The following is a 26636-nucleotide window of genomic DNA, read 5'->3' as shown; positions in this document are numbered from 1 at the left end:
GTAAACGGAGACATTGAGGCTAGGAGTGTCCAACGCGGCTGGCTGTTCGGGGCGTACGGGCTTTGAGGCCCGCGCCACACCGGGTTACCCGCGGTTCGCTCGACAGTTGGGCGGGCATTTCGGCATGCAAGCTGACACCAACGTCCTGGGAATCACGACTGCCGGGCGGTCCGGTGCGCCACGGTTGATCTGGATATCTCAGTGCGCGGAATCCGTTCGACTACGCCGCAACAACATGTAGACCAACTGATCCGTGCAGTAGCCTGCTTCGCCCGGTGCCTTATGTGCCATTGCCATTGCCGAGGCCGGCCAGGCGCCTTTCGAGCCGGTTCGTGACACGGGCCCAGGTACTCCAGACCTCAGGGTCAGAATTGTGCTTCTGACGCCGATAACACCTGGCCTGGTCGTAATCATCAGCGAGCGCAACGTCAAAGAGTTGACTGCTCCGGACTTGGACATGGCAACCGCTGTCGTCGTCGGTCGCGGTCACATCTGGCAGCGGCGCACAGCCATCCACAATCAGAACGAGCCGGCACAGACCTGAGAGCGTCACCCAACGTAAGGGCGAGGCTGTCCCTCTGACATCAAACAATCGCATGGGCCAGCTGCGACCGCGGTTGACGAAAACTTGCACCGCACTGCATCGGGTCAGCGACTGGCTTCGCCGCCGCCGGTGATCCACTCTCGATAGAACGGCGGCATCTCGGAAGCCCGCCCGGAGAACCGCGGTGGCCGCTTGTCGAGGAAAGCCCGCACGCCATCGTGGCCGTCGCCGATGCTCGTGTAGAACATCGCCAGCGAGTCCACCCGGTGTGCGTCGACGGGATGCGGTTCGGCTGCGTTCCGGTAGAGCATCTGCCGCATGAGGGCGACCGATACCGGTGAACGGTCACGCGTCCACGCGTCGGCCAGCGCCCGTGCCTCGGCGATCAACGCGTCCGGTTCGTGGACGGCCTGCGCCAGCCCGATCTCGCGGGCGGCGTCTGCGGTGAGAATGTCGGAGCGGTACACCAGGTCCAAAGCCGCTGGCATACCGACGATTCGGGGCAGGAACCAGGTCGAACACGCTTCCGGGGTGATGCCGAGCTTTCCGAAGACCAGCCCGAAGCGGGCTTTCGTCGACATGAGCCGGGCATCCATGGCCAGCGTCATCGTCGCGCCGATCCCTACCGCGGCCCCGTTGATGGCGGCGATCACCGGCTTGCGGCAGGCGTAGATCGCCAGGGTCACCCGGCCGCCGGTATCCCTGACCCGGAGCAGTTCGGGGTCGTCGAGGTCGGCCATGTCGGCCAGGCTCGGTGACTTCGACTCGTCGAGGCCGAACACGTTGCCCTCGCTCGACAGGTCCATGCCGGCGCAGAACGCCCGGCCCTCGCCGGTCACGATGACGGCACGCACCGCGTCATCGTCGTTGACCGCCACGAAGGTGCGCTCCAACTCGTCGGCCATCTCGACGGTGAAGGCATTGAGGTTGTCCGGGCGATTGAGGACGACGGTGAGGATCCCGTCGTCGAGCTCGTGCCGGATCGTCGTGAAGTCCACGGATGCCCCTCTCCTCGGGTGGTTTGGTACTCCGATACTGCCGGTAGATCACCGCGCAACGGCACCGCGGTCTACCTTCTTGGGGTGGACTTTGACGAGTACCGGACACACGACGCCACCTCCTTGGCGAAACTGGTTGCTGACAAGCAGGTTTCGGCGGCTGAGCTGCTCGCCACCGCCCGGGCGCGGGCAGCGGCGGTCAATCCGAAGATCAATGCCATCGTGCGCGATGTTCCGGCTTCGCCGACCGACGACCTGACTGGCCCGTTCGCCGGGGTCCCATTTCTGATCAAGGATCTTGCCCAGGACTACGCGGGTTTGCCCACCTCGGCCGGTTCACGTGCGCTGATGTCGCTGAACGCCGCCGAACACGCCACCGTCGTACAGCGCTGGATCGACGCGGGGCTGGTCATCTTCGGGAAGACCAACACCCCGGAGTTCGGCGCGAAGGGAATCACTGAGCCGGACGCGTGGGGACCGGCTCGCAACCCCTGGAGCCTGGACAGGTCGCCGGGTGGCAGCTCGGGAGGATCTGCGGCCGCCGTCGCCGCGGGCATCGTGCCGTGCGCAGGCGCCAACGACGGCGGCGGATCGATTCGCATCCCGGCGGCCAGTTGTGGTCTCGTCGGGCTGAAACCGGGCCGTGGGCTCACACCGTCGGGGCCGGTAGTGGCGGAATCCATGCACGGCGCGGCCGTTCAAGGCGTCGTCTCGCGGACGGTGCGCGACACAGCGGCGATGCTCGACGTCCTCAGCGGTGGCGAACCCTTTGGGCCGTACGTGCCGGGCCTGCCCAGTGAGTCGTTCGCCTCGTGCGTGGGGGCGGATCCGGGAAAGCTGCGGATCGGGCTGCGGGTGCCGACGGCGATCAACCCGGCGCCACACCGTGAGGCGTTCGCCGCCGTCGAGGCAACGGCTGCTGCGCTGACCGAGCTCGGCCACCACGTGGAGGAACTGCCCCAAGCGCCCTTCGACGACGCTGCACTTGCCCGCGACTTCCTGCTGACCTGGTTCGTCTACAGCGCGTGGGAACTTGCCGAGGCCAAGCGTCTGACCGGCGCGGGTGACGACGCTTTCGAACGGGACACGCTCATCATGGCGGCGATCGGCCGCGCGACCAGCAGTGTCGACTATCTCGATGCGGTGCAGCGGCGCCACGAACATACGCTGCGGCTGAGCACGTACTTCGAGTCGTACGACCTGCTGTTGACGCCCAGCTTGGCAACGCTGCCGCCCCGGATCGGCGAGTTCGATCTGCCGGTTGTGCTGCAGCACGCGGCTGACGCGCTGATCAAGACCCGTACCGCAAGCCTGTTGCGCTACACCAAGATCGTCGACGACATGGTGGACAAGAACCTTGGCTGGGTGCCCTACACGCAGCTGGCGAATACCACTGGCCGCCCGGCGATTTCGCTACCGCTGCATTGGACTGCGGAAGGATTGCCGCTCGGCGTTCAGTTCGTCGCACCGCTTGCCGGTGAATCGCTGCTGCTCAAGCTGGGGGCTCAGCTGGAGCAGGCGATGCCATGGGCCGGTCGCTTCGCCCCAGTCTGACTGGGTGCGTCCACGTAGCTACTCGGTGAGCTGGTTGGGCGCGGCCTGCTGCCAGGAGTCGAGCAGAATATCGCGGAGCTCTCGCCGATCCTCGAGTTCAGCCAACCGGACCCGCACCCAGGCCGAGGCGGCCTCGCGTTGGGGGACCCAAAATTTGTGCGGTTCGGCGGCGATCAATTCCTCACGGTCAAATCGGGGGCAGCGCACTGCAAATGAGGTCTCGTCGTCGGGCACGGTGACGAACATCTTGCCCGCCACGTCGAAGGTCGGATGACCCCAGCGCTCCTTCTCGGTGGTCTTGGGGAAGGAGAGTGCGGTGCTGCGCACATCGTCAGCGTCGAGCACGGGTATCGGACCTCCGATCGCGCGTGGGTATCCGCTCCGGCAGCCTACCGGGCAACCCGCTCAGGTGATCGACCAGAACTCCAGCAGGGTGCGGATGGTCGCAACCAGCGGCAGGGGCTGATCCAGCATGGGATGGTGGCCGGCCTCGGCGAGTTCGACGAACGGGCCGCGCAGTTGCAGCATCGATCGGATCTGGTCGGCCATCCGAGGTGGAACCACTCCGTCTTCGCAACGCAAATACCCAACCCGGCAAGGGATTCGGGCGAAGGTGTGCTCCAGGATCTCCTCGTCGGCGGACGTCTCGTCGAGCAGGTGGCCGCCGAAGATGTCGGGATCGAACTTCCACACCCACCCGTCGTCGGTCTTGCGTATCGATTCCACGGCGATGTGGTGACCGATGTAGGGCAGCGTCACGTCCTGTTTCGGCACTGCCCTGAATCGGGCCAGGATGTCGTCCTCGGTTGGGTATCCGGCGGTGTCCCGGCGACGGTTACGCAAACGGACTTCCTCGGGTGCGCGTTCGCGCAGCGGCGAATCGATGACCAGGATGCTGTCGATCTGCGAGCCGTAGCGGGTGGCGGCCGAGGCGCCCACCCAGCCGCCCATGCTGTGGCCGACGATCGTGGGCCGTGCCGAGGACCCCGAGGCTTCCGATGCCGCGAGAACTTCGCGGGCCCAGATCGAGAGGGCGTACTCGGTGCGCGTTCCGCTGTCTCCGTGCCCGCTGAGGTCGGGTGCGATGACCCGATGGGTGCGGGCGAAGAACGGAGCGATGTGATCCCACCATCCGGAGTGCGCTCCGCCGCCGTGGACGAATGCGAGCGGAGGTTTGTCCGGGTCACCCCAACTGCGCACGTGAATCGGGCATCCGTCGACGTCGATCGTGGAGTGCTCCGGTGTCTGTTCCAGGGCCGAGGTGAACCAGGCTGGAGCGTCCGCCATGGGGTGCGGGGCCGGGGATGGTTCACGGCGGAACATCGGACTCACCTCGTGATTCTGTCGCATACCCAGAAACCGATCGACACTTGCCCGACGAATTCCGGCAGCGCCGAGGTGGCGGAGACCGGTGCTCAGGACATCACGAGGCCGGCGCCGAGCGCGACCATCATCACCGCGATGACGCCATCGAGGATGCGCCAGGTCATCGGGGTGGCGAACAGGCCGGCCAGCCGACGCGCGCCCAGACCTAGGCCGGTGAACCACAGTGCACTCGCGGCCACCGCGCCTGCACCGAACAGCCACCGCTGCTCCTGGTGTTCGTTGGCCAGCGAGCCGAGCAGCACCACCGTGTCCAGGTACACGTGCGGGTTCAGCCAGGTCAGGGCCAGGCAGGTGACGAGCACCTCGGCCAGACGTGCCGGGGTGCGCTCGGACGGGTTGAGGGCCGAGGGTCGGAAGGCGCGGCGCGCGGCCAGGACGCCATAGCCGATCAGGAAGGCTGCGCCCCCGAACTTCGCCACCGCCATGGCGTCGGGATGAGCGGTGATCACGGCGCCGACGCCGGCGATGCCCGCGGCGATCAGGATCAGGTCGGAGACCGTGCACAGCGCGATCACGGCGACGATGTGCTCCCCGCGAATGCCCTGGCGCAGCACGAAGGCGTTCTGCGCGCCGATCGCGGCGATCAACGCCATGGTGGTGAGGAATCCGATGAGGACGGGTGAAGCCATGAGTTCGAGGCTATGGACGTGCGGTGATCAAGTACAGCTAATGATTCTTCATGTACATTAGAAACACTTACTAAGGTGGGCTCCATATGGCATTGTCGCTCGCGACGCCGCCCGGGAGCAGCGTCTGAGAGTTCTCATTCTTCGTGGCGGATTCTCATTTGAAATGGCGGACGATGGCGGATCCGCCAATTTGATGAGAATTTGGATAGGCCACCTATGGTGCGGGTTCTCGCGGAACCTGGCGCAATCTCAGCGATTCGGTCGCCGCCAAAGGTGCACGGGATTGTCGACGAACGTCGGCGGTGATTGTGTCGGACAAGCATCCTGGTGGCTGGCGGGTGCCGGGAGCGGGACCTGAGACGGCGATGTATTCGATCACTGGACCTCGGGGGGCTCGGCGCGAAAAACGAGTACAGCGATACTCACGCCAGTCAGGTTCGACCGGGTTTAGATCCGTCGTATGGATCTGATGCGTTTCGTCGCACCGGTGCCAGCCACCTGCCAGTCGGTCAGAGGTTTTGGGGTGACTCGGTGAAGGCAAGTTCGGTCAGCTCCTGGCGATCGAGGAGGAAGCGATGAAGTTCAAGGGTCGCCGTGAAAATGGCCACTACGTGCCCCCGCTGGATACTCCGCTGAGTCTGCTGGCGCAGCACTCGAGGAAGGTCCTCGATATTAGCGGTGCCTCGACCGACGTTGGTGCGCCGCTCATTCAATGGGGATTTCACGGTGGCGCGAATCAACGATTCCGCTTCGAGCGTACCGCCGTTCCTGGGTGGTTTCGCATCATCGCCGCCCACTCCGGGCTGGCTCTTGAGGCCCAGGATGACGCAGACGTGGACTTCGAAGGGCCAGCGGGGGTGCTGCAAGCCAAACCCAACGACAGTCCCTACCAGCTGTTCGCCCTCCATGAGAAACGTCTCGATTGGTTCACTACCGTCGTGACGGTGAAGTCGAGGGGGACTGGAAACCTGTTAGGCGTCGACGGATCGAGCATTGACGATGGTGCCTTGGTAGCCCAAGCCGCCGAACCCACGCCCGGCGCGCCGCTTTCGCCGGCCTACGGGTGGAGCTACGTCAACGACTTCACCGGGACCTTCTCCCTGACCACGAACAGCGTGGAGTACCTCGCTAGTCCAACTGGGTGGATCGACCTCAAGGGACTCATCAGACTAGACGCCGCCGTCCGCCAGTCCGACGGAACCAGTGCTCCGCGGCATTTCGAGCCCTACACGACATACTTCAACGCAGCGTCCTTCGGTAACGATCAGCGGCCGCTCCGACTGACCTCAGGAGATGTCCTCTACGCCACCGGTGGAGTTTCGGGCCTAATTCCGCAGCGAATTGTGCTGCGCCAGTCACTGCTGGGATCTGACCAGTTCGACATCGCGCTTTCGTCAGCGTTCGGTCCCGTTGAGCGGTTTGTGTTCAGAGCGTCGCACGACGGCCGGTCGGTGCGATTCGTGATCACCGTGACCAAGGAGTTCGAATGATCACCGCCCTGGTAACCGTCGTTCGCGTCATCGGGCTGCGGGCGGGCGACGGAGGGCGCATTGAGCTCAACGGAGAGATCGCTGCGAAAGCGTTGACCCGGGACCACATTGAGACGGCATCGGTGGTGCTCTACCAACCTCGGGATGTGCCGGTTCCGGTGGACGTGGTTCTCGAAGTTGGCCGGCATGCCCGGATCAACCTCGCCACTCAGAGCGACGAGACGCCGCGGCACGGAGAGAACTTGGCGCTGGGTGGCGATTTGCTCGGCGATGGCCATCCGCGGCACCTGATCGTCCAGCACTACATGCTCAACGCGGTCGCTGCGGCCCACGAAGAACCAATTCCGGTGGGGTTCCAAGTGGATTTCATCTCAGCCGATGGCAAGGCTGAAGCACGCGTAGAACTCGAGGTCCGGACCTATCCTGCCGCACTTGGTTAACGGGGAAGTACCGGGCGGGGCCCATTACGCCCACGCGCGCGTCGCTTCATCGAGATTCTGCCTGACCGCTATCGGCGTGCCCTGGCACTCGACCTTACGGAGGCGAGACCGGTACTAGAGGCCCTACCGTCCATGGTGGTCGACGGAAAGCCCGACCTTCGAATTGCCGCGGGAATTCGACCGGCACCGGCAGTCGTCGAGTCCGGTATCCAGTGGACGAAGCTGATCGGCGGGGCCGCGCTGATCCAGGACGCCGCGCTCGCCGAAGCTGCGATCTCAGGAGCCGACGCGCAATTCGCTACCGGCGGTCGACGCCCGAGCGCCCGCTCGACGGGAGTGCCGCCGCGATCGCGGTATTCATGGTGGCGCGCTGGACCACACTGTTAAGCCTGGGAGAGTTGAATATTCGTGGTTACGAACCACCGACTGGACCGATGCTGCGATAGCCCGGTGTGGGATGCAGCACTAGTTGTTCTAACGCTCGCTCGATGGTGTATCGCTCGATCTCGCCGGCTTGCCGAAGGCGGGCGAGAATCTGGGCAGTCGCACTCGAGCTGACGCGCCTCGAACCTCCTCGTCGAGTATCGCGGTGCTCGACGCCGACGAGAACGGCCGCGGCAAGGTAACCGTGGATGTCGTTGGCTCACGCAACAGTGCCGTCCCCGTTCATCCTGAATCAACACAATCAAGAAGTGACACGAAGTTGAGACGAATCTCAGATGGCGCAGAGCGAGACTCCACGCGTCTGCCCATGTCAGCGTGTCGCGATATGACATTGAACCTACAGCGTGCGCCCCATCTCGCCCGGCTATGGCTAGCCTCGCGTCATGCCAACTGTAGGTCGGTACGCCAAGGGTGAGGCCAAGCGTGCGGAGATCAAAGCCGCTGCACTCGCGGTGCTGGAACGCGACGGTGAGGCGGGCGCTTCGATGCGGGTGATCGCCAAAGAGGCCGGGATCAGCTTGGCGGGCCTGATGCACTACTTCCCGACGCGTGACGTATTGCTCACCGAGCTGCAGCGCGATGGCGATGAACAGTTCCAACAGTGGTACCGAGATTCGGGCACCGATATTGATCCGGGTGAAGTTCTGGCTCAGGCGATGGTGGACAAGGCGGCCAAGCCGGGATCGGGCACCGTCTACTTGTCGCTCGCTGCGGCCGCCGCGATCGATCCGTCGCACCCGGCCGCGGAATACCTGCGCGAACGCTACGAACGGATCCGTGCGGTCATCGCCAATGACGTGCGGCGCAGGCAGACGGCCGGCACCGTGCCGGCGCATGTTGATGCGGAGTTCGCCGCTGCTGCATTGATCTCCGCGGCTGACGGCATCCAGATCCAATGGATGTCCGATCCGTCGATCGACATGGGTGCCCACGTCCGGAGGGTGTGGGCTGTCCTGCTCGCCTGACCAAAACAGTGCAGTGTACGGTTTTGATATGGGAACGAAGTGGAACAGGATCGTGCTGACGTCCGTCCTGGTCGCAGCGCTGGGTGTGTCCGCGTGCGATGCGCGAACGGAATCCAAGGAAGCGCCGGGCTCGGGATGGGACCGCGGCTTCTACTGGGGTACCGCCACTGCGGGGTATCAGGTGGAAGGTGACGCCCGCGACAGCAACTGGCGTCGCTATGTCGACAAGACCGCGGGCAAACCGGTGACAGCCGAATCCGATCCGTTGGGGGCCGGTCCGATCGACCCGTACCAGCAGGCCGTCGACTTTCGGCACCGGTACAAGGAGGACATCGCCAACGCACACGCCATGGGCGTCAACACTTTCCGCCTCGGCATCGAGTGGGCGCGGGTGATGCCCAAACCAGGCCAGTGGGACGAGAAGGAGCTCGCCTACTACGACGACGTGGTCGCCACACTCCTCAAGAACGGCATGACACCGATGATCACCTTGATGCATTGGGTGTATCCCGGGTGGATCGCCGACCGGGGTGGGTTCATGAACAACGTCGACGCGTTCACCGAGTTCGCCACCGCGATCACCAAACGCTATGCGGGACAAGACGTGCTGTGGGTCAGTGTGAACGAGCCATTGGCCTTCGGGGCGATGGAGGTACGCACCGGCGCCATCAAACCCGACCAGTTCGACACCTTCCTCGACCGAGTGGCCGACGCGCACCGGGCGGTCTACCGCGCGGCGCACGACGCCGACTCGAACGCCAAAGTCACCACCAATGAGGCGTACATTTCGCCGGATGTGCTGGCGCAGTTCGCCGGTCTGGGCGTCAAGGGCATCGAGGGATCATTCTTCGACCGGGTCAGGGACAGCCTCGACTACCTCGGGTTCGACTACTACACCGGAACCGCCCAGGACAATCCTGCTTCGGCGCAGAGCCTGGGAGACCGCTGGAACACCAAACTGCAAGCCGAGGACATCTACTACGTGGCCCGCCACTACGGCCAGAAGTACCCGGGCCTACCGATCTACGTCGTCGAGAACGGCATGGTCACCGACAATGCCAAGCCCCGGGCCGACGGAGTGACTCGATCGCAATACCTGCAGGACACGGTGTTCTGGCTGCAGCGAGCCAAAGCCGACGGCGTCCCGATCATCGGCTACAACTACTGGTCACTGGTCGACAACTACGAATGGGGAAGCTACCGACCACGTTTCGGCCTGTACACGGTCGACGCACTAGGTGATCCGGCGCTGAAACGTGTGCCCACCGACGCTGTGGCTACCTACACCCAGATCACTCGAGACGGCGGCACAGTCCCGGGATACCGGCCGGTGATCCCCGCGGCGCAGTGCTCGACCACGGTCGGCGAAGACAGCTGCAAACCGCTGGACCCGAACGGGCCGCTCGCGGAACTGCGATGAACCCCATGTGGCCGTGCCGGCACCGGGCGCACGCCGGCGTGGTGGAAACGAATGGGGCTCAGCTCAGTGCGCGGGTGATGGCTGCCATGTCGAAATAGTCACGCCAAGCGGCGATCTTGCCGTCGACGATTTCGAATACGCCCATCACGGCCAGGGGCGTCGACTGTCCGCTTTTGGCCCGCATCGTGTCGGTCCGTTCGTTCATCACCAGGTGGCCGTCGGTAATCTGGCGGTGGATATCAAAATCGATGCCGTCGAATGCCGCGACAAAACCTGTGATGAATGCCGCAATGGCTTCGCGGCCGACGACGGCATCGAGCGGGATGTTGTGGTAGACCGCATCTTCAGTGAAGTAGGCAGCCATTCTCTCAGGGTCGGGATCGGACCACAGAGCGCAGAACTCCCGGACGATCTCATCGGGGTTGGTCATGTGTTGTCCTCCGTTCGTTTCCTGCGTTGATCCGCAGTGATGATTGGTCGATGTGGTTGTCGCGGTGAGGGTTACGTACACGCGTACGCATCGCCGGGCCGGATTTGACGTTCCCTCTGGGCGCTTCGATCCGGCGCGAAGACTAGGGCTGTGAGGTAACTATGGGCAGCGCATGTTTGTCGCCACCTGACATTTACCTGCAGCGCTGGGGCGAGAAGGTGTCAGCCGACCGCGCCGTGCTCCGATGCGCGCGACGTTGTTGCATCGCAGGATTTCAAATCGGACAGCAATTGACATTGGTAAATGCAATTGGACACTGAGAATTGCAGCCCACACTTGCATATGGTCAGTGGCCCCTAGTTGTCCCATTGCACGGCCAATTCGTTGGGGCCGCGCAGTGTGGTGCCGACTTGGCTCGTCACAAGTCCACGTTCGGCGGCGCCGTCTTGGAACCTCAGGCCAGGGAGGCGCTCGATGAGCGCTTTGAGTGCCGTCTGGAGTTCGGCCAGAGCCAGCCAATTGCCGACGCAGCTGTGTGGTCCTTGACCGAAGGACAGCATGACGGTCTTGCGGCGGGTGATGTCGAAGCGGTGCGGATCGGGCCACACGGCGGGATCGCGGTGGGCTGCGTTGATCGAGAAGATCATCGGGGTTTGCGCCGGAATTTCGATTCCGTTCCACGTCGTCGCATGAGGACACGCGCGCGGTAACAACCCGACGGGCGGCTCCCACCGCATCCCCTCCCAGATGGCCCACTGGACATTCTCGTGAATGTCGGACAGCAAGATCGCCATTTGGTCGGGGTGGGTCAGCAGCGCTGAGATGGTGTTGCCCAGTGCGAGCATGGTGGTATCCGCGCCGGCTGGGAATAGCAGCCTGAGGAACGACAGCACCTCTTCGTCGCTTAGCGATTCACCGGCCAGTTCGGCGTCGTCCTCGGCATCGATGCGGGCGGTGACCAATACCGAGATGAGGTCGTCTCGTGGATTCTTGCGTCGGTCAGCCAGGATTGGGGTGACCAGGGCAGTGAAATCGGTCGAAGCGCGCATCGCGGCCCGGGGGTCGAACGGGAAGTAGAACAGGTCGTGTGCCCATGTTCGGATCTGGTCTTCGTCCTGCACCGGAAGCCCCAGGAGTCTGCTGATCAGCAGTGCGGGGTAATAGGTGGTGAATTCGGCGACCAGGTCGGCTGTGCCGCGGTCGGCGAACCGGTCGATCAATTCGTGGGCCAGGGGAGCCAATATTGGTGTGATCTTGTCCGCGATCTGGCGGCGCCGGAAGGCTGGGGCTACCAACGCGCGGTTCTTGCGATGCTCTGTTCCGGCCATGCACTGCAGAGTTTTGCCCAACACCGGCCCAGTGGACAGCGGATACAAAGCTGACGCCGGGAAGGTCTGCTCGTCTTTGAATGCCGCGGATACCAGGTCGTGGGTCAGCAGCAGTACTGCGGGCACAGTGGCCAGCGGGACGATCGCGTAGGGACGCTGCGAACGCAGACGTTCCAGAACCCGGTGCAGGTCTGGCACGTCGCCCACCATGAAGTCGCAATCATTGAAGTCGAGGTTGTCTAGGATCGAGGGTTTCGTCACGGGAGTTCCTCTGGGGTGGACCGGTTGCGCCGCAAAATAAGCTGGGGCGCAACCGGTTTAGGTGATTTCTGTCGCTGATGTCGGTTATGAAGATTGGTGGCGCGTCATGACCTGTGCGCGTTCAGGCCGATGAGGCGGGAATCGGGAGCCACGCCGTAGTCGGGCTTGACCAGACCGGCGCCGGTGACCAGCGGCAGATCGGCGGCCACCAGCAGGCCCGGTTTGGCTGCGACCACGGCGGGGATGGCGTTGACGACGAATGCCGAACCGGCCATCCGTGCTCCCAGGTCGTGGTCGCTGCCGTCGGCCATTTCCAGCTCGCAGCGGATCGACGGGGATCCCTCGATCTCGATGCGGTAGGTGCCCTGCCCGGACACCCCGGGAGTGCCATGGTCTTTGGGGGAGATGCCGATGACCGGTTGTGGCCAGTCTGGCGCGATGCCGTCGTGCATGCGCGTCACATAATCGACGGTGACCTTCGGTTCACCGTCGGAATATCCGGTCAGGACCGACCGCATCGCGGCGATGGTGCCCGCTTCCACCCGACCGTTGGGAGCATCGAATCCGTGCTCGGTGGGGAGGCGCTGTACGGACTCCTCCATCCGGTCGATCGTGATGCCCAGAGCGTCGGCCAAGGCCGTGATGATCGGGCCCCACCCGTAGGTCAGTACGCCCGGTGTGGCCGCGAATGCGTCGGCCTCGGGAGGTAGCCCGAAGCCCAAGAGGTTGTAGACGGCGTTGGGATCCGGGTAGGTGCCGTAGTTGAACATTTCGGTGAGGCGGATCGAATCGATGGTGCGCGACAGGCCCGAAAGAGTCAGTGGCAGCACGTCGAAGGCATACCCGGGTGCGATACCAGAGGTGAAACAGGAGGTGCCGCCCTCCCAGCAAGCCTGCTCGATCGGATCGGTGAACATGGCGGTGGCTTCGCCGCGGGCCACCAGCTGGATCACCGAACACGACACCACGTTTTTGCCGGCCCGCAGCGCCCGTGCCATGTCCTCGACGGCCTCCAACGGGCGCAGATTGCCGGTCGCCGCGTACACGACCACGTCGGCGCCGCCGAACAGGATGTCGTCAGGATCGGTTGTGGCCATTACTCCCACCGGGTCGATGCCGCACAAGGTCCCGGCGTCCATCCCTGCCTTGTCCGGGTTGTTGACCACCAGTCCGACCAACTCCAGATCTGGATGGTCGATCACGCACCGCAGCGCAATCACGCCCATCGAGCCGGGTCCCCACACCGCTACCTTGGTCATCATTCCTCCTAATTTTAGGATGCAACTTCCTATAATTCGGGGGAAACTTAGGCCTGGCTGAGGGCCGTGTCAATAGACGTGCGTAGCTGAATTCCCGCGAAGATCTCGGGCGGCGCCATGACAGTGCGACGGGCTGTGGCCGAGCTGCAGTTCAGGTCGTCGGAGTGAGCCGGTCTTGGACTTCCCGCAGAACCTCGTCGAGTTCGGGCAAGCTCACCTGGGGAGTTCCGCCGAGTCGGATCTCGATTTGGTACTCGGGCTGGCCCGAGGTGCCGAAGATCGGTAGCACCACGAATTCGGCAGTGGCCAAATCGGATTCGAGAGTATCGGTCACCGATTTGAGTGTGACAAGGGTGAGCAGGGTGGTGAGCCTGCGGTTCACAGTTTCGCTGGGCTCCAAAGAGCCAAGCACGCTGGAGAGGCGCTGATGCAGGGAGCTGTGGTCGTCGTCGAATCTCCAAGCGCCGTATCGGCGAGCGCGGATATCGGCGAGCACCTGCTGCTGCTGGGCGATGTCGACACTGGTCAAGCGGGGCCGCACCCCGCGTAGCCAGTCGTCGACAACTTCGTCTACGCGCCATGCCATTGCCACCAAGCCGAACGGTGGGTCGATGGGAAAACGTTGTCCCACAGCATGTTCCACGCTGGTGTCATGGCCGACCACATCGATCGTGGTCAGGTGGCGGGTGCCGATCTTCGACAGCGAGCACGCGGCATCAAGTCGGTTGTGCAGATGGGTCAGCGCCTCGCGCCCCCGGTCCAGTAGTGGAAACTGCCGGCGAAGTCCATGGACGATGCTGAACAGGCCACTGCCCAGTCGATAGCGGCGATCATCGGTGCGCCCGACCCACCCTTGCGCCTCGAGTTCGGCCAGCAGCAAGGCGCACGTCGACGTGGTGATGCCACACTTTCGGGCCACCTCCGCTGATGTAAGCCCGGTGGCGGATGCTTCTGCCAGTGCGCTCAATGCCTCGATGACCCGACGCGTTGGTGGCGATTTGCTGTCGGCCACAGCTGGTTCCCTTCAGTGTCCTAATAATGGGCATGGTAATCCTACTATTTATGCAGGTATAGCGTTCGGGTTCTAGATCCGCTGGTTCGGAAGCGCGCGAGCGAAAGCGCTGCCATTGCTTAGCTATTGGCGAGAGGGCGCAGTGTCTGTCGACATAGTCAGCGGTTCGAGTGTTTGATCGCAGCTGTGCGGTCAATGCCGATGGCGTCGTGGCCGGGTGTACCGGGGATGGTCAGCACCCGCATCGGCTTAGTGGTTGGGTGTAACGACCGCCCGGATGATCTCGGTGATGGCTGGTTCGATCTCGGGGAGCGTCTCGGGTTCGTTGTGGGCAAGATGCTGCACCACGAGTTCGATTGCGGCGGCAACAATTGCGTTGCACAAGCCCAAGCTCAAAGGGGGAAGACCGGGTTCAGTGGTGGCGCGCAGCTGCTGCAAGCCGGGCGTCACCGCATTGACGAATTCGGCGATGGCGTCGTTGCGGCGGGCGCGCACCCTGTCCCCAGCCCCGGTGGCTTCCAGGAAGAACATGCGGGCGGCCGCAGGGGATGTGGCAATGACCGCCAGAAGGTGTCGCACCGTCTGAGGCAATGTCTGCTGCGTGACCGCATCTGGTGAACTATTGCCCGCGCCCGCGCCGGCGGCCATCAGCAACTGCGTGCAGCGGTAGGTGTGCAGGAAGAGCGCTTCCTTACTGTCATATAAGTCGTAGACGGTGCGCCGAGATACCCCGGCGCGGTCGGCGATCTGCGCCACGGTTGTCTCCGCATAACCGTGATCACCGAAAAGTTCAATGGCCGCAGCCAGGATTCGGGCGGTCTGCGACCTGCGGACTTCCTCGCGGCTGAGCTGGTGGCGGTGCCGCGGCAGCAGCTCAGCGGGAGCCCCTGACAGGAGGGCGAATGTGGCCCGCGCCAGCTCCTTGTCGTCAAGGGCTACATCCACGTCGGCGGTCACGCCATCACCCTACCGATTCTTGACGCAAGAGACACACTATGTATTCTCATTAAAGAAACACATACTGTGTGTCTATTAGCCGGTATCTGACCACCTGTGAAAGGCGTTTCGTGACAAGTTCGACCGATCAGCAGTTCCACTTGGACCTGCCCGCCCGCAGAACCGATGACGGCCTGTTCGGGCCAGAATCGGTGTCGTGGCGGGTGTGGTCGCATCCGGCCGTCATCCCCGGCGTGATGCGATCATTCGTGCTGGACATGGTGTGCAGCACGCATGGTGCCGCAGCACTCGAAGAACACAGCCGCTATCGCGAAGATCCGCTGGGTCGGCTGAACCGCACCCTGTACTACTTCCTGACTGCGGTGTTCGCCGACACCGCCACCGTGGCCGCGGCCAACCGGCGCCTGGACCGGCTGCACGCCCGCATCGAGGGTGGTGAGCCGATGACCGGCCAGTCCTACAGCGCCTTGGACCCCTACCTGCGCCTGGGCAACCACATGCTGTCCTGGCACTCGGTCTTCTATGCCTATCAGACCCTGAGTGCCGGCCTGGGCGAGAAGGAACAAGACCAGTTCTTCGCCGAAGCGGCCATCGCCTTCGAGACCTTCGGGATCGACTACGACGACATCCGCGCCTCAGCGGTGCGGCATGGCGTCGCTGAACACCTTATGCCAGAACATATTCCGTGCACCCGCGACGAGTACCGCCGGCTGTGGGCCGCCTCGCGCCATCTGATCTGCGTCAACGCACAGACCCGTGGCGCGCTCGACGCGATCCTGCACCCACGCGCGCTTGACGGAGATCCTGTCAAAGCAGCTCTGTTCCGGGCCTACCCGATCCTTGCCCGCGCCGGGCTTGCCCTTGTTCCGCGCCACATCCGGCACATCAGCGGGCTTCCCGCCTCGACGGCCGGTGATGCTATCGCCATCGCCGGTGGTCGAGCCGTCACTACCCTGCTGGACCGCAGCGGCACCTATCCGCTGCTACTCAAGCGTCTGTGCCCCCACGGCCAGCACATCCAAAGCCAGGCACTTCGCAACACCGGATAGCTCGCGCAGGTGGACATTGATGCTGATTCGTGGAGCACCGTCTCGTTCTCAGATTCGCCATCTAGATGGCAAAACATGTCCGCCAACTCCGCGACAACGCTGGGAAACGTGCAGTCGGAAGGTCGTCGTCCGCCGTTGAGAAACTGATGCAGTGGATGTATCAATTAGCCGCAAATTTGACTTGGACATGTATATATTGACGGCCGTACGGTGCCAGTATGACCCCAACGGTGATGCTGGACCTGACCGGACAGATGCTGATCGCAGGGACACCTGTGCGCGGTACCGGTGACGAGATCCGCGGTGTCGACCCGCAGACCGGCAACCCGATCGAACCTGCGTATGCGTACGGCAACCGCTCCCATGTTGGGGACGCTTGCGCCGCCGCTGCGGAGGCGTTCCCGGCGTACCGGTCAGCCCCCATCGAGACGAGGGCCCGTTTTCTGGAGGCGATCGCGGCCAATCTCGAGTCGATCAGTGACGCGCTCGTGGACCGTGCCCACGCCGAGACCGGCCTGCCCCGACCGCGGCTGACCGGCGAGGTCGGGCGCACTGCCGGCCAACTGCGATTGTTCGCCGCTGTGCTGCGCGAGGGGAGCTGGAACCAGGCCCGCATCGACCCGGCCCAACCTGACCGGACCCCGTTGCCGCGTCCCGATATTCGCCAGCGCAGCGTGCCGCTCGGCCCGGTCGCGGTGTTCGGCGCCAGCAACTTTCCGTTGGCCTTCTCAGTGGCCGGCGGCGATACCGCGTCCGCCCTGGCTGCCGGTTGCCCCATCGTGGTCAAGGCGCACGATGCCCACCCTGGCACCTCCGAACTCGTCGGGCGTGCCATCACCGACGCTGTCGCCGCCTCTGGGCTGCCGGCCGGAACGTTCTCCCTGCTTTACGGTTTCGGCCCGGAGCTTGGCATCGCCCTGGTCACCGATCCGCGGATCAAGGCGGTCGGGTTCACCGGCTCGCGTGCGGGCGGCATGGCATTGGTCGCCGCCGCCGCGGCTCGTCCTGAACCGATCCCGGTGTATGCCGAGATGAGTGCCGTCAACCCGGTCTTCCTGCTCGGCGGTGCACTGGCCAGCCGAGGTGCTGAGTTGGGCCGTGCCTTCGTCGGTTCGCTGACACTGGGTTCCGGACAGTTCTGCACCAACCCCGGTCTGGTCATCGCGGTCGACGGCCCGGAACTGGACACCTTCGCCGCCGCCGCGGGTGAAGCGGTCGCAGCCAGTGCGCCGACTGTGATGCTCACACCGGGTATCGCCGCCGGCTTCCGCAACGGCGTTGAGGCATTGGACGCCGAGGCCGTGCTGGTTGCCCGCGGTTCCGAGATCGACGCGCCCGCCGCCCCGTGCCGCGCCGCACTGTTCGCCACGGATGCGGCCACCTTCCTGGCCTCAGAGGCGTTGCAGGGTGAGGTGTTCGGCGCCGCCGGCGTCCTCGTCAAGTGTTCGGATGCCGCGGAGATGTTGCGGCTCGCCCAGAGCCTGGAGGGGCAGCTGACCGCCACGATCCAGGCCGACGAGCCCGATCACGGTCAGGCGGGTGAACTGCTGGACGTCCTTGAGCTCAAGGCGGGACGAATCCTGTTCAACGGCTGGCCGACCGGCGTCGAGGTCGGTCACGCCATGGTGCACGGTGGACCGTTCCCGTCGACCTCCGATTCACGCACCACCTCGGTCGGCGCCCGCGCCATCGAGCGGTTCCTGCGCCCGGTCTGCTACCAGGACACCCCGAAATCTCTGCTGCCGAGTGCCATTGCCGACGGAAACCCGGACGGCCTGTGGCGGCGTATCGACGGCCAACTCACCAAAGACTGACGTGACAAACACAAGGAGTAGACAAATGCTGGACGGCGTCCTGTTCTTCCCGGTAACCCCGCTCACCGCCGCTGGTGACATCGACGTGGACCTGCTCGCGCAGCACATCGCCAAGGGTGTCGAAGCCGGGCCCGGTGGTGTGTTCATCGGTTGCGGCACCGGCGAATTCCATGCCCTCGATCCCGAGGAGATGCGCACGGTGGTGCGTACCGCCGTCGAGACGGTCGGCGGCCGGGTTCCGGTGTACGCGGGGGCGGGCGGTTCGATCGCGTCCGCCAAGGCCTTTGCGAAGGTCGCTGCCGACGCCGGTGCCGACGGACTGCTGTTGCTGCCACCGTACCTGGTGGAGATGCCACAGGCCGGGCTCGTCCAGTACACCCGCGAGGTCAGCGCCGTCACCGACCTGCCCGTCGTCGTCTACAACCGCAACAACGCCCGCTACACCGAGGAGTCGGCGGTCGAGGCGGCCCTGATTCCCAACGTCGTCGGATTCAAGGACGGCACTGGCGATCTCGATCGGGTGTCTCGCATCGTCCGTGCGGTCACCGACGCGTTGGAGCCGCTCGGCAAACCGTTCCAGTTCTTCAACGGGCTGCCCACCGCCGAGGTGTCCCAGCAGGCATACCGCGCGATCGGCGTCACCCTGTACTCGTCGGCGACCTTCGCGTTCGCCCCCGATGTTGCGCTCGCCTTCTACCAGGCTCTCGAGGCCGGCGACGAGACGATGATCGCAGCCCTGACGCGCGCGTTCTACCATCCGCTGGTGCGGCTGCGTGACACTGTTCCCGGCTATGCGGTCTCGTTGATCAAGGCCGGGGTCACCATGGAGGGAATCCCCGCCGGACCGGTACGCCCGCCACTGATCGATGCCAGGCCCGATGATGTCGCTGAGCTGCAACGCATCCTGGCAGCCGGCCGCGCAGTGCTCGACAGCGCCCTGGTCCACTGATGCCGCCGGTCCGCATCACCGGTGCTCGCATCACGCCGGTTGCGTTCGCTGATCCGCCGTTGCTCAACACCGTCGGCGTACATCAACCGTTCGCGCTGCGGGCGATCATCCAACTGGACACCGACGCCGGCCTGACCGGGCTCGGCGAGACCTACGCCGACACGCGGCACCTGGAGCGCCTCGGTGCCGCGGCCGACGCGATTGCCGGGCTTGATGTCTTTTCTCTCAACGCTATTCGTGCGGCCATCGCTCGCGTGCTGCAAGGTGATACTGCCGCGGTCGGGACCGCCGGCATGATCACCACAGCCAGCGCGGTGGACCAGGTCTTCTCGCCGTTCGAGGTGGCGTGCCTCGATGTCGCGGGGCAAGCCACCGGCCGGCCGGTATCGGACCTTCTCGGCGGCGCGGTGCGTGACGCCGTGCCATTCAGCGCCTATCTGTTCTACAAGTGGGCCGGCCACCCAGGCGCTGAGCCCGACTGCTGGGGCGAGGCGCTGGACCCCAACGGCATCGTGACACAAGCCCGCCGGATCATCGACGAATACGGCTTCACCGCGATCAAACTCAAGGGAGGCGTGTTTGCGCCCGAGGAAGAGGCGGCCGCGATCGAGGCGTTGCGGGCTGCGTTCCCCAACCATCCGCTGCGGCTGGACCCGAACGCCGCCTGGACCCCCGAGACATCGATGAAGGTGGCTGCGCGACTGTCCGGCGTATTGGAGTACCTCGAGGACCCGACGCCGGGGCTGGACGGCATGGCCGACGTGGCAGCGCAGGCGTCCATGCCGTTGGCCACCAACATGTGTGTGGTGGCGTTCGACCAACTTGCCCCCGCCGTCGCGAAAGATTCGGTGCGCGTGGTGCTTTCCGATCACCACTACTGGGGTGGGTTGCAGCGTTCCCGGCTGCTGGCCGGAATCTGTGACACCTTCGGACTGGGGTTGTCCATGCACTCCAACTCGCATCTGGGCATCAGCCTGGCGGCCATGGTGCATCTGGCTGCCGCCACTCCGAATCTCACCTATGCCTGTGATACCCACTGGCCGTGGAAGACCGAAGATGTCGTGCGTTCCGGCGCCCTCGAATTCCGCGCGGGCTCAGTGCCGGTGCCGACCGGCCCAGGACTCGGGGTTGAGATCGACGACGACGCATTGGCCGCACTACACGAGCAGTACATACGCTGCGGGATCACCGACCGCGACGACACCGGCTACATGCGCACGGTCGATCCGTCATTTGAGGCCATCAGCCCGCGCTGGTAGTCCGGGCATCCGGAATCGGGCGTGCGCCTGCCTAGAAGGGCGGTATGTCGGATCCGGGGTCCGGCGGCGGAGGAGGTCGCCAGTCGGCGGGCAGGGTTTCAGGTTCGTAGGGGTCATTGATCCAAGCCGCGAATGGGCTTGTGCTGGGGCGGTTTCCCTTGAACAGCGTCAGGGTGGCGCGCATCCGGTTGTGTTCGACGCGGCGACGGATCTCGGCCGTGCGGGCTTTCCGGACGCGGCGGGCCTCGGCATTGATCGGACGCAGCCGGTGATTCTTCGCCCGTTGCTGGGAGATTCGGACAGCACGAGGCGTCGCCTTGGTGCGCCGCGGCGCGCGACGCGCCCTCAGTTCCGGGAAGACTTCGACGGCACCTGGACTTGTCGAATAGGTCTGGCCGCTCGGCGCGGTCCACACGATGGTCCCGTCGGGGAGTTGTTGGTCGCGCCAGCCGTCATGGAACGTCTTGAGCCGATGATGTTGCCGACAAAGGCATTTCAGGTTCCATGGCACGGTGAGCCCACCCCGTTCGGGGTTGGCGTGATTGAACGGGATCGTGTGGTCGATATCGCAGAGCTCAGCAGGTCGGTCACAACCCGGAAACCGGCAGGTGATGTCGCGGCACCGGATCCAGCGCGCCAGCGCGGCTGAGACCTGGTACCGCAGCGCCTCAGCCGTCGCTACCACCGGAGCTTGCACTACTCGCAAGACGGCATGCTCTGCCAGCTCTCGCAGCTTCTCGGCGTCTATCACGCCGTACCCGGCGAGGTACCCGGGCTGGTTCCCACCGGTGAGAGCGCTCTGCGGGGCGATCACATTCATCACCACCCGAACTGCGGGTGGCTCGGCCGGTTCGGCGTGCGGGCACTCGGGCCGCCCGCACAGGCAGACCAAGGCGCGGTTCTCCGACATGGCTTCGACAGCGTCGGCTCGGCGCTGGCCCAGGGTGCGCGGATCCTCCGCACACACTCCGTTGGCCAGCTGTGTCACGCGCTGGTCGAAGCTCGAACCTGCTTTCGCAGTCAACGTCCCTTCCAGTCGTGCGGTGCCGTCGGGCCCGGGCCGTACCCGCACATCGCGGCGCCGCTCAGCCTTTTCGCGTTCACGGATGGCATCGGGGTCGATCTCACGCACCGCAGCATCGACGGCGTTGATGACCCGCTGCCGTGACCACGACTTCCAGCCCGAGATCCGGCCGGCCAAATCGGCATCCAGGCGGGTGATGATCCCGTTGTCGGTGACCAGTTCTGTCCGCTCGATGATCACCGCAACCGTTGCCCAGTCGATGTGCCCGCGCCGCAGGACTTGCGCCACCTGGGGCAGTCGATCGGTCAACGCCTCAGCTTGAGAGACGACCAGTGTGGCGACTTTGGGGGAGATGTTCATGGCCGCGCCCACTTCGGCGACGGTGCGGGAAAACCCGGTCACCAACATGTAACCCGGGTCGGAATCCTCGGTCTCGACCTCGTCGATCCGGCGGGCCAGTAGCTCCCCGATGATCGACATCCGGGATGCCATCAACATGGCCTCCTCGCTGACCGAGTCACCGATGCACAGGACCAGCTCCCACGATGCGTCGATGTCGAACATACGTTCGAGTATGCTACGGAAACTGCCACCGGTCAAGGAAATTCGCGATCTCGCTGCGGCTATTGATAATTTCCTCCTCCAGCTATTTGACGCGTCGATTCATGCGGTTCAGGCATTTATCGCCTCGGTTGCCGATAGGCTGCATGGGTGTTCTCGCTGTCGAGGCTGTCGTGCTTCATCGCCGTCGCCGAGGAACTGCACTTCGGCCGGGCCGCCGAACGGCTGCACATGACCCAGCCGCCGCTGAGCCGCCAGATCCAGCAGTTGGAGAGCGAACTCGGTGTGCACCTGATCGACCGGACCACCCGCTCGGTCACCCTCACGCCCGCAGGGGTGGCGTTCCTGCCCGACGCGCGACGCATCCTGCAGTTGGCCGAAGGTGCGGCGCTAAATGTAAAGCGCGTTCCCGCAGGCGATCTCGGAACTGTGGTGATCGGATTCACCGCGGCGTCCGCACATCCGGTGCTGCCCAGGCTGTTCGACGCCGCACGTCAGCAGATGCCCGACGTGAAACTCGATCTGCGCGAGATGGTCACCGCAGCCCAGATCGAAGCGTTGATGACCGGTGAACTGGATCTCGGCATGGCGCGGCCACCGCTCAAACGTCCGGGCCTGGTATCCCGGCCGCTGCTGCATGAACAGCTCATCGCCGCACTGCCGGCCGCGCATCCGCTGGTCGAGGTGCGCCGGCAGCTCACGCTCAACGATCTCGATGGCCAGGACATGGTGATGTACTCCCCGGTGCAGGCCCGGTACTTCAACGAGCTGCTGATCAGCACGTTCACGATCGCCGGCGCCACACCGCGCTACGTCCAGTACGTCACCCAGGTGCACACCATGCTGGTACTGGTGCGCTCCGGGATCGGCATCGCCCTCGTGCCCGCATCCACGGCCACCTTGCATCCCGAGGGTGTGGTGTTCCGCTCTATCGGCGCGTTCCGGGAACGTCCGGTCGAACTGGACGCGGTATGGCGCGGGGACAGCACGAACCCCGCGCTGCTGCGTCTGCTGCGCGACGTGCTGCCGCCACGTGAATGGACCACCGACGATCTCGTCGAAGATTTTGTCGGTTAGCTCCGGGTGGCCGAAGCCGGCATGGGCACCGGAGTGACCAGTTCGCCGGACTCCAGGAACTTGTCCAGGTTGGCCAGGGTCAGTGCCTCCATCGCGGCCCGGGTCTCGATGGTCCCGCTTCCGACGTGGGGCAGGAGCACGACGTTGTCCATCGAGAGCAGGGCTTCGGGCACATTCGGTTCGTCTGTGAACACGTCGAGCCCGGCGCCGGCAAGCTTGCCCTCGGTCAGCGCCTCGACCAGGGCGTCCTCGTCCACGACGCTGCCGCGCGCGATGTTGACCAGGTAGCCGTCGGGCCCGATGGCGTCGAGCACATCGCGGCCGATCAGGTGCCGAGTCCCGCTGCCGCCGGCCGCGGCAACGATCAGCACATCGACCTGTCGGGCGAGTTCGACGGCGGACTTCACATAGGTGTACGGGCTGCCCGCGACCTCGCGCCGGTTGTGATAGCTGATCGGGCAGCCGAACCCGACCAGCCGGGTGGCGATCGCCTGCCCGATGCGGCCCAGCCCGATGATCCCGACGCGGGTACCCGAAACCTTGTGGGTCAGTGGGTAGTTGCCGTCGGCGACCCAGCGTCCGGCCCGCACATAGCGGTCGGCGGCCGAGAACTGCCGCATCGCGTCGATCAACAGTCCGACCGCGGTGTCGGCCACGCAGTCGCTGAGTACATCGGGGGTGTTGCTCACCACGACGTTTCGCGTCGCGGCCGCCTCGATATCCGTGGTGTCATAGCCGACCCCGAAGTTCACCACCGCGCCCAGATTGGGCAGCGCGGACATCAGCCCGGCGTCCACGCCGGTGCGTCCCGAGGTCACCACCGCGGCGATCGTATCGCCGTGCTCGGCGAGGAACGCCGGGCGTTCGGGGCCGTCGGGCAAGACCTGGGCGTCGTAGCTGGTCCGCAGCGTCTCGGCGAGCGAAGGCTTGAGCGGACCCACCTGCAGGACGCGGCGGCTGGAATCGGATTCGGGCACACGAACTCCTCGGTTGGGATGCCGCTACGGTAGGCCTGCGTGCAAATACCCGTCCAACACGGAAATAGCATGGGTTGATACGCAAGCTGCATAATTGCCGCTGCGGCATTGCTGCGGGCGTATCGATCACTCCCGCTCATCATCAAAAATGCAGATCAGAGCCCTATTTGTGCCGGTCGGGCACTACGTGCACCCGCATCGATGCGGGCCATTTCGCTCGATTCCAGTGGGTTGACGGGCGGAGCCGGCCGTTCTTAGCGTGTGTCTGCGGTCACAACCTGCATCCACATACGTGGACATCACATCCTGGAGGATTCATGAGGCGAGTTCTCGCCGCTCCGGCAGTCGCTCTCGCCGCCTGCACGCTCACCGCGGGGTGCACCGTCGCCAATACCGCGCACGGCGGCTATGACCCCGACACCTTGCGGATCGTGATCTCTCAGGAGCCGCCGACCCTGGAGCCCTGCGAGAGCTCGCTGACCTCGACCGGCATCGTGGTGCGGTCCAACATCACCGAACCGCTCATCGAGCGCGATCCCGATACCGGCGACCTGCAGCCGCTGCTGTCCACCGCTTGGCGCCAAACCGCGCCCGACCAATGGGCTTTCGACATCCGCAAAGGCGTCACTTTCTCCGACGGTGCGCCCTTCACGGCCAAGGACGCCGCCTTCTCGATCGACCGCGCAGTGAACTCCGATCTGCAGTGCAACGTGGACGGCTACGTGTTCGGCGACGACAAACTTGACGTCAGTGCGCCTGACGAGAACACGGTCGTCATCGGTACGCCGAAACCGGATCCCATTCTGCCGCTGCGTATCTCGTTCGTCGAGATCGTTCCGTCCGGAACCAGCACCACCGAAAAGGTACGCGAGCCCATCGGCACCGGCCCGTACGCCATCTCCGACTGGGAATACGGCCAGAAGCTGCTGCTGAAGCGTAATGACCGCTACTGGGGTGCCAAGCCGGCCTTCGCCCGCGCCGAGTACCAGTGGCGCAGCGAGGGCAGCGTGCGTGCCGCCATGATCACCAACGACGAGGCCGACATCGCCACCTCGCTGGGACCCGAGGACGGGGCAGACGACCGCGGAGTTCCGTTCCAGAACAACGAGACCACCGCGCTGCGAATGCAGGCAGGAGAAGCCCCGCTGAACGACATTCGCGTCCGGCAGGCCATCAATTACTCGGTCAACCGGACCGGCATCGTCAAAGCCCTGTTCCGTGGACTCGGCGAGCCGGCGTCCCAGCTGATCCCGTCCGGCGTCGTCGGATACAACGACCAACTGCCGTTGTGGCCCCACGATCTCGACAAGGCAAAGGCGCTCATCGCCGAGGCCAAGGCCGAAGGGGTGCCAGTGGACCGGCAGATCCGGCTGATCGGCCGCACCGCTCAGTTCCCGAAGATCTCCGAGACCATCGAGGTACTGCAGAGTGAATTCGCCGAGATCGGTCTCAACGTCAAGATCGAGATGATGGACACCGCCGGCCAGTTGCAGTACCAACTGCGCCCGTTTCCCGCCGACACCGGTCCCTACCTGCTGATGATCATGCACGGCAACCAGGCCGGTGACGCTGCGTTCACCATGGACCAGTACATGCTCTCCGATGGTCCGCAGAGTGCCTACGGAACAACAGAATTCGACAGCAAGATCCGCGCCGCGGAAGCCCTCACCGGTCAGGATCGCCAGGATGCGTTCGCCAAACTGTTCGCCGAGGAACCGCAGCAGATCATGCAGTTCGCCTACATCGCCCACATGAAGGGCATTCTCGGCAAGTCGCCACGTGTCGACTACACCCCCAACTCCGCCACCGGCGACGAGATGCGGCTTTCGGAGATGACGCCCGCTGCGACCGACCGCACCGACAGGAGCTGAGCCGATGTTCCCCTTCCTCCGGCGCCGGATGTACACCAGCACCATTCCGTTGATCATCGTGCTGCTCGGCGTGTTCCTGCTCGCCCGGCTCACCGGTGATCCGACCAACCTGTACCTGCCCGAGTCCGCCACCGCCGACCAGCGTGCGGCGTTCGCCCATCAGCACGGGTTCGATCAGCCGTTGTTCACCCAGCTGCTGGACTACTTCAAGGGCGTGATCCACCTCGACTTCGGAACCTCGCTGCGCACAGGAGAATCCGCGTCCGCGATGGCGTTGCGGGCGTTCCCGGCGACGCTGCAACTGGCCTTCGTCACCATGCTCCTGGCGATCGTCGGCGCGGTCATCGTCGGATGTTGGGCCGCCTACCGGCCCAACTCGCTGGCCGATCGGTTCTCCAGCCTGCTGTCGATGACCGCCGCCAGCATTCCCGACTTCTGGTTCGCCATCACCGGGGTGTGGCTGTTCTCCGTGCTGATGGGATGGCTGCCCACCTCGGGTACCGACGACGGCATGCTGTCCTGGATTCTGCCGATCGCCACGCTGATGATCCGGCCCCTGGGCGTGCTGACACAGGTGGTCAGGGGCGCCATGGTCTCGGCACTTTCGGCGCCCTACATCCGCCTGGCCCGGAGCAAGGGCGCCGGCGACCTTCGGGTGGTCAGCCACCACGCGCTGCGCAATGCGGCCGCGCCCGCGCTGACGGTGGCAGGCGATCTCGCGGTCGGGCTGATCAACGGTGCCGTGGTGGTGGAGGCCATCTTCGGCTGGCCCGGTATCGGCAAGCTCATGATCGACGCCATCCTGCAGCGCGACTTCGCCGTCCTGCAGGCCGCCGTCCTACTCACGGCGGTGAGCATCTTCGTGCTGAACATCATCATCGACGCCTGCTACGCGCTGCTGGACGCACGCGTACGGGAACCGGCAAAGGTCTAGGGGT

The 26636-nt window shown here is 64.7% G+C and carries 23 protein-coding genes; 12 read left to right on the top strand and 11 right to left on the bottom strand.

Annotation, left to right across the window (positions count from 1 at the left end; genetic code table 11):
• Positions 1-648: 648 nt before the first annotated feature.
• Positions 649-1542, bottom strand: coding sequence for a crotonase/enoyl-CoA hydratase family protein (locus ACNQVK_RS35420; protein ID WP_418033516.1), 894 nt, complete (start codon positions 1540-1542; stop codon positions 649-651).
• 84 nt (positions 1543-1626) lie between these two features.
• Here ACNQVK_RS35420 and ACNQVK_RS35415 point away from each other — a divergent pair, with 84 nt between their 5' ends.
• Complete coding sequence (locus ACNQVK_RS35415) at positions 1627-3096, top strand: amidase (protein ID WP_418033515.1); 1470 nt, start codon at positions 1627-1629, stop codon at positions 3094-3096.
• Positions 3097-3114: 18 nt separating this feature from the next.
• On the opposite strand, the gene ACNQVK_RS35410 is transcribed toward ACNQVK_RS35415, so the two are convergent.
• The 3 genes from ACNQVK_RS35410 to lysE all read right to left on the bottom strand — a co-directional run bounded on the left by ACNQVK_RS35410 (position 3115) and on the right by lysE (position 5111).
• Positions 3115-3441, bottom strand: coding sequence for an MmcQ/YjbR family DNA-binding protein (locus ACNQVK_RS35410; protein WP_418033514.1), 327 nt, complete (start codon positions 3439-3441; stop codon positions 3115-3117).
• A gap of 60 nt (positions 3442-3501) precedes the next feature.
• On the bottom strand, positions 3502-4419 hold the full coding sequence (locus ACNQVK_RS35405; RefSeq protein ID WP_418034534.1) for an alpha/beta fold hydrolase: 918 nt from the start codon (positions 4417-4419) through the stop codon (positions 3502-3504).
• 92 nt (positions 4420-4511) lie between these two features.
• Entirely contained in the window at positions 4512-5111 is a 600-nt protein-coding gene (lysE, locus tag ACNQVK_RS35400; RefSeq protein WP_418033513.1) for an L-lysine exporter, read from the bottom strand.
• 575 nt (positions 5112-5686) lie between these two features.
• Between lysE and ACNQVK_RS35395 the strand changes: the two genes are divergently transcribed.
• The 4 genes from ACNQVK_RS35395 (at position 5687) to ACNQVK_RS35380 (ending at position 9870) form a co-directional block, all read left to right on the top strand.
• Positions 5687-6601 (top strand): RICIN domain-containing protein, encoded by a 915-nt coding sequence (locus ACNQVK_RS35395; RefSeq protein ID WP_418033512.1) that lies wholly within the window; start codon positions 5687-5689, stop codon positions 6599-6601.
• Entirely contained in the window at positions 6598-7041 is a 444-nt protein-coding gene (locus tag ACNQVK_RS35390; RefSeq protein ID WP_418033511.1) for a hypothetical protein, read from the top strand. Before ACNQVK_RS35395 ends, ACNQVK_RS35390 begins: the two co-directional genes overlap by 4 nt.
• A gap of 827 nt (positions 7042-7868) precedes the next feature.
• A complete protein-coding gene (locus ACNQVK_RS35385; RefSeq protein ID WP_418033510.1) occupies positions 7869-8450 on the top strand; it encodes a TetR/AcrR family transcriptional regulator in 582 nt (193 codons plus the stop codon).
• A gap of 28 nt (positions 8451-8478) precedes the next feature.
• Complete coding sequence (locus ACNQVK_RS35380) at positions 8479-9870, top strand: family 1 glycosylhydrolase (protein WP_418033509.1); 1392 nt, start codon at positions 8479-8481, stop codon at positions 9868-9870.
• 58 nt (positions 9871-9928) lie between these two features.
• On the opposite strand, the gene ACNQVK_RS35375 is transcribed toward ACNQVK_RS35380, so the two are convergent.
• The 5 genes from ACNQVK_RS35375 to ACNQVK_RS35355 all read right to left on the bottom strand — a co-directional run bounded on the left by ACNQVK_RS35375 (position 9929) and on the right by ACNQVK_RS35355 (position 15117).
• Positions 9929-10300 (bottom strand): nuclear transport factor 2 family protein, encoded by a 372-nt coding sequence (locus ACNQVK_RS35375; protein ID WP_418033508.1) that lies wholly within the window; start codon positions 10298-10300, stop codon positions 9929-9931.
• A gap of 356 nt (positions 10301-10656) precedes the next feature.
• Entirely contained in the window at positions 10657-11889 is a 1233-nt protein-coding gene (locus tag ACNQVK_RS35370; RefSeq protein ID WP_418033507.1) for a cytochrome P450, read from the bottom strand.
• A gap of 104 nt (positions 11890-11993) precedes the next feature.
• Complete coding sequence (locus ACNQVK_RS35365; RefSeq protein ID WP_418033506.1) at positions 11994-13148, bottom strand: dihydrodipicolinate reductase; 1155 nt, start codon at positions 13146-13148, stop codon at positions 11994-11996.
• A 151-nt stretch (positions 13149-13299) separates the two neighbouring features.
• A complete protein-coding gene (locus ACNQVK_RS35360) occupies positions 13300-14124 on the bottom strand; it encodes a helix-turn-helix domain-containing protein (protein WP_418034532.1) in 825 nt (274 codons plus the stop codon).
• A 285-nt stretch (positions 14125-14409) separates the two neighbouring features.
• Positions 14410-15117 (bottom strand): helix-turn-helix domain-containing protein, encoded by a 708-nt coding sequence (locus ACNQVK_RS35355; protein ID WP_418033505.1) that lies wholly within the window; start codon positions 15115-15117, stop codon positions 14410-14412.
• Positions 15118-15227: 110 nt separating this feature from the next.
• Here ACNQVK_RS35355 and ACNQVK_RS35350 point away from each other — a divergent pair, with 110 nt between their 5' ends.
• The 4 genes from ACNQVK_RS35350 to ACNQVK_RS35335 all read left to right on the top strand — a co-directional run bounded on the left by ACNQVK_RS35350 (position 15228) and on the right by ACNQVK_RS35335 (position 20188).
• Entirely contained in the window at positions 15228-16166 is a 939-nt protein-coding gene (locus tag ACNQVK_RS35350) for an oxygenase MpaB family protein (RefSeq protein WP_418033504.1), read from the top strand.
• Between the two features lie 218 nt (positions 16167-16384).
• Positions 16385-17980 (top strand): aldehyde dehydrogenase (NADP(+)), encoded by a 1596-nt coding sequence (locus ACNQVK_RS35345; protein ID WP_418033503.1) that lies wholly within the window; start codon positions 16385-16387, stop codon positions 17978-17980.
• A 25-nt stretch (positions 17981-18005) separates the two neighbouring features.
• Positions 18006-18929, top strand: coding sequence for a 5-dehydro-4-deoxyglucarate dehydratase (locus tag ACNQVK_RS35340; RefSeq protein WP_418033502.1), 924 nt, complete (start codon positions 18006-18008; stop codon positions 18927-18929).
• Entirely contained in the window at positions 18929-20188 is a 1260-nt protein-coding gene (locus ACNQVK_RS35335; RefSeq protein ID WP_418033501.1) for a glucarate dehydratase family protein, read from the top strand. The genes ACNQVK_RS35340 and ACNQVK_RS35335 overlap by 1 nt, the downstream gene beginning before the upstream one ends.
• A gap of 31 nt (positions 20189-20219) precedes the next feature.
• Here the strand turns inward: ACNQVK_RS35335 and ACNQVK_RS35330 are convergent, their stop codons facing one another.
• The gene (locus ACNQVK_RS35330; protein WP_418033500.1) at positions 20220-21776 is read right to left on the bottom strand and encodes a DUF222 domain-containing protein; all 1557 of its coding nucleotides are present in this window, start codon (positions 21774-21776) and stop codon (positions 20220-20222) included.
• A 147-nt stretch (positions 21777-21923) separates the two neighbouring features.
• Between ACNQVK_RS35330 and ACNQVK_RS35325 the strand changes: the two genes are divergently transcribed.
• Positions 21924-22850 (top strand): LysR substrate-binding domain-containing protein, encoded by a 927-nt coding sequence (locus ACNQVK_RS35325; RefSeq protein WP_064937132.1) that lies wholly within the window; start codon positions 21924-21926, stop codon positions 22848-22850.
• On the opposite strand, the gene ACNQVK_RS35320 is transcribed toward ACNQVK_RS35325, so the two are convergent.
• Entirely contained in the window at positions 22847-23827 is a 981-nt protein-coding gene (locus ACNQVK_RS35320) for a 2-hydroxyacid dehydrogenase (RefSeq protein ID WP_418033499.1), read from the bottom strand. The two genes, ACNQVK_RS35325 and ACNQVK_RS35320, sit on opposite strands and share 4 nt — an antisense overlap.
• A 317-nt stretch (positions 23828-24144) precedes the next feature.
• Between ACNQVK_RS35320 and ACNQVK_RS35315 the strand changes: the two genes are divergently transcribed.
• Positions 24145-25698, top strand: a complete 1554-nt coding sequence (locus ACNQVK_RS35315) for an ABC transporter substrate-binding protein (RefSeq protein WP_418033498.1) — start codon at positions 24145-24147, stop codon at positions 25696-25698.
• Between the two features lie 4 nt (positions 25699-25702).
• On the top strand, positions 25703-26632 hold the full coding sequence (locus ACNQVK_RS35310) for an ABC transporter permease (RefSeq protein ID WP_276126226.1): 930 nt from the start codon (positions 25703-25705) through the stop codon (positions 26630-26632).
• Positions 26633-26636 lie beyond the last annotated feature (4 nt).

The organism is Mycobacterium sp. 134, from assembly GCF_048282715.1.
Taxonomy (GTDB): Bacteria; Actinomycetota; Actinomycetes; order Mycobacteriales; family Mycobacteriaceae; genus Mycobacterium; species Mycobacterium septicum.
The sequence above is the reverse complement of the archived record's forward strand: the minus strand, read 5'-3'. Positions and strand labels throughout refer to the sequence as shown.

Coding starts and splice junctions, on each gene's coding strand:
- ACNQVK_RS35330 (WP_418033500.1), bottom strand. CDS start 21,776: ATGTTCGACATCGACGCATCGTGGGAGCTGGTCCTGTGCATCGGTGAC.
- ACNQVK_RS35405 (WP_418034534.1), bottom strand. CDS start 4,419: ATGTTCCGCCGTGAACCATCCCCGGCCCCGCACCCCATGGCGGACGCT.
- ACNQVK_RS35365 (WP_418033506.1), bottom strand. CDS start 13,148: ATGACCAAGGTAGCGGTGTGGGGACCCGGCTCGATGGGCGTGATTGCG.
- lysE (WP_418033513.1), bottom strand. CDS start 5,111: ATGGCTTCACCCGTCCTCATCGGATTCCTCACCACCATGGCGTTGATC.
- ACNQVK_RS35390 (WP_418033511.1), top strand. CDS start 6,598: ATGATCACCGCCCTGGTAACCGTCGTTCGCGTCATCGGGCTGCGGGCG.
- ACNQVK_RS35345 (WP_418033503.1), top strand. CDS start 16,385: ATGACCCCAACGGTGATGCTGGACCTGACCGGACAGATGCTGATCGCA.
- ACNQVK_RS35340 (WP_418033502.1), top strand. CDS start 18,006: ATGCTGGACGGCGTCCTGTTCTTCCCGGTAACCCCGCTCACCGCCGCT.
- ACNQVK_RS35385 (WP_418033510.1), top strand. CDS start 7,869: ATGCCAACTGTAGGTCGGTACGCCAAGGGTGAGGCCAAGCGTGCGGAG.
- ACNQVK_RS35395 (WP_418033512.1), top strand. CDS start 5,687: ATGAAGTTCAAGGGTCGCCGTGAAAATGGCCACTACGTGCCCCCGCTG.
- ACNQVK_RS35375 (WP_418033508.1), bottom strand. CDS start 10,300: ATGACCAACCCCGATGAGATCGTCCGGGAGTTCTGCGCTCTGTGGTCC.
- ACNQVK_RS35310 (WP_276126226.1), top strand. CDS start 25,703: ATGTTCCCCTTCCTCCGGCGCCGGATGTACACCAGCACCATTCCGTTG.
- ACNQVK_RS35380 (WP_418033509.1), top strand. CDS start 8,479: ATGGGAACGAAGTGGAACAGGATCGTGCTGACGTCCGTCCTGGTCGCA.
- ACNQVK_RS35335 (WP_418033501.1), top strand. CDS start 18,929: ATGCCGCCGGTCCGCATCACCGGTGCTCGCATCACGCCGGTTGCGTTC.
- ACNQVK_RS35315 (WP_418033498.1), top strand. CDS start 24,145: ATGAGGCGAGTTCTCGCCGCTCCGGCAGTCGCTCTCGCCGCCTGCACG.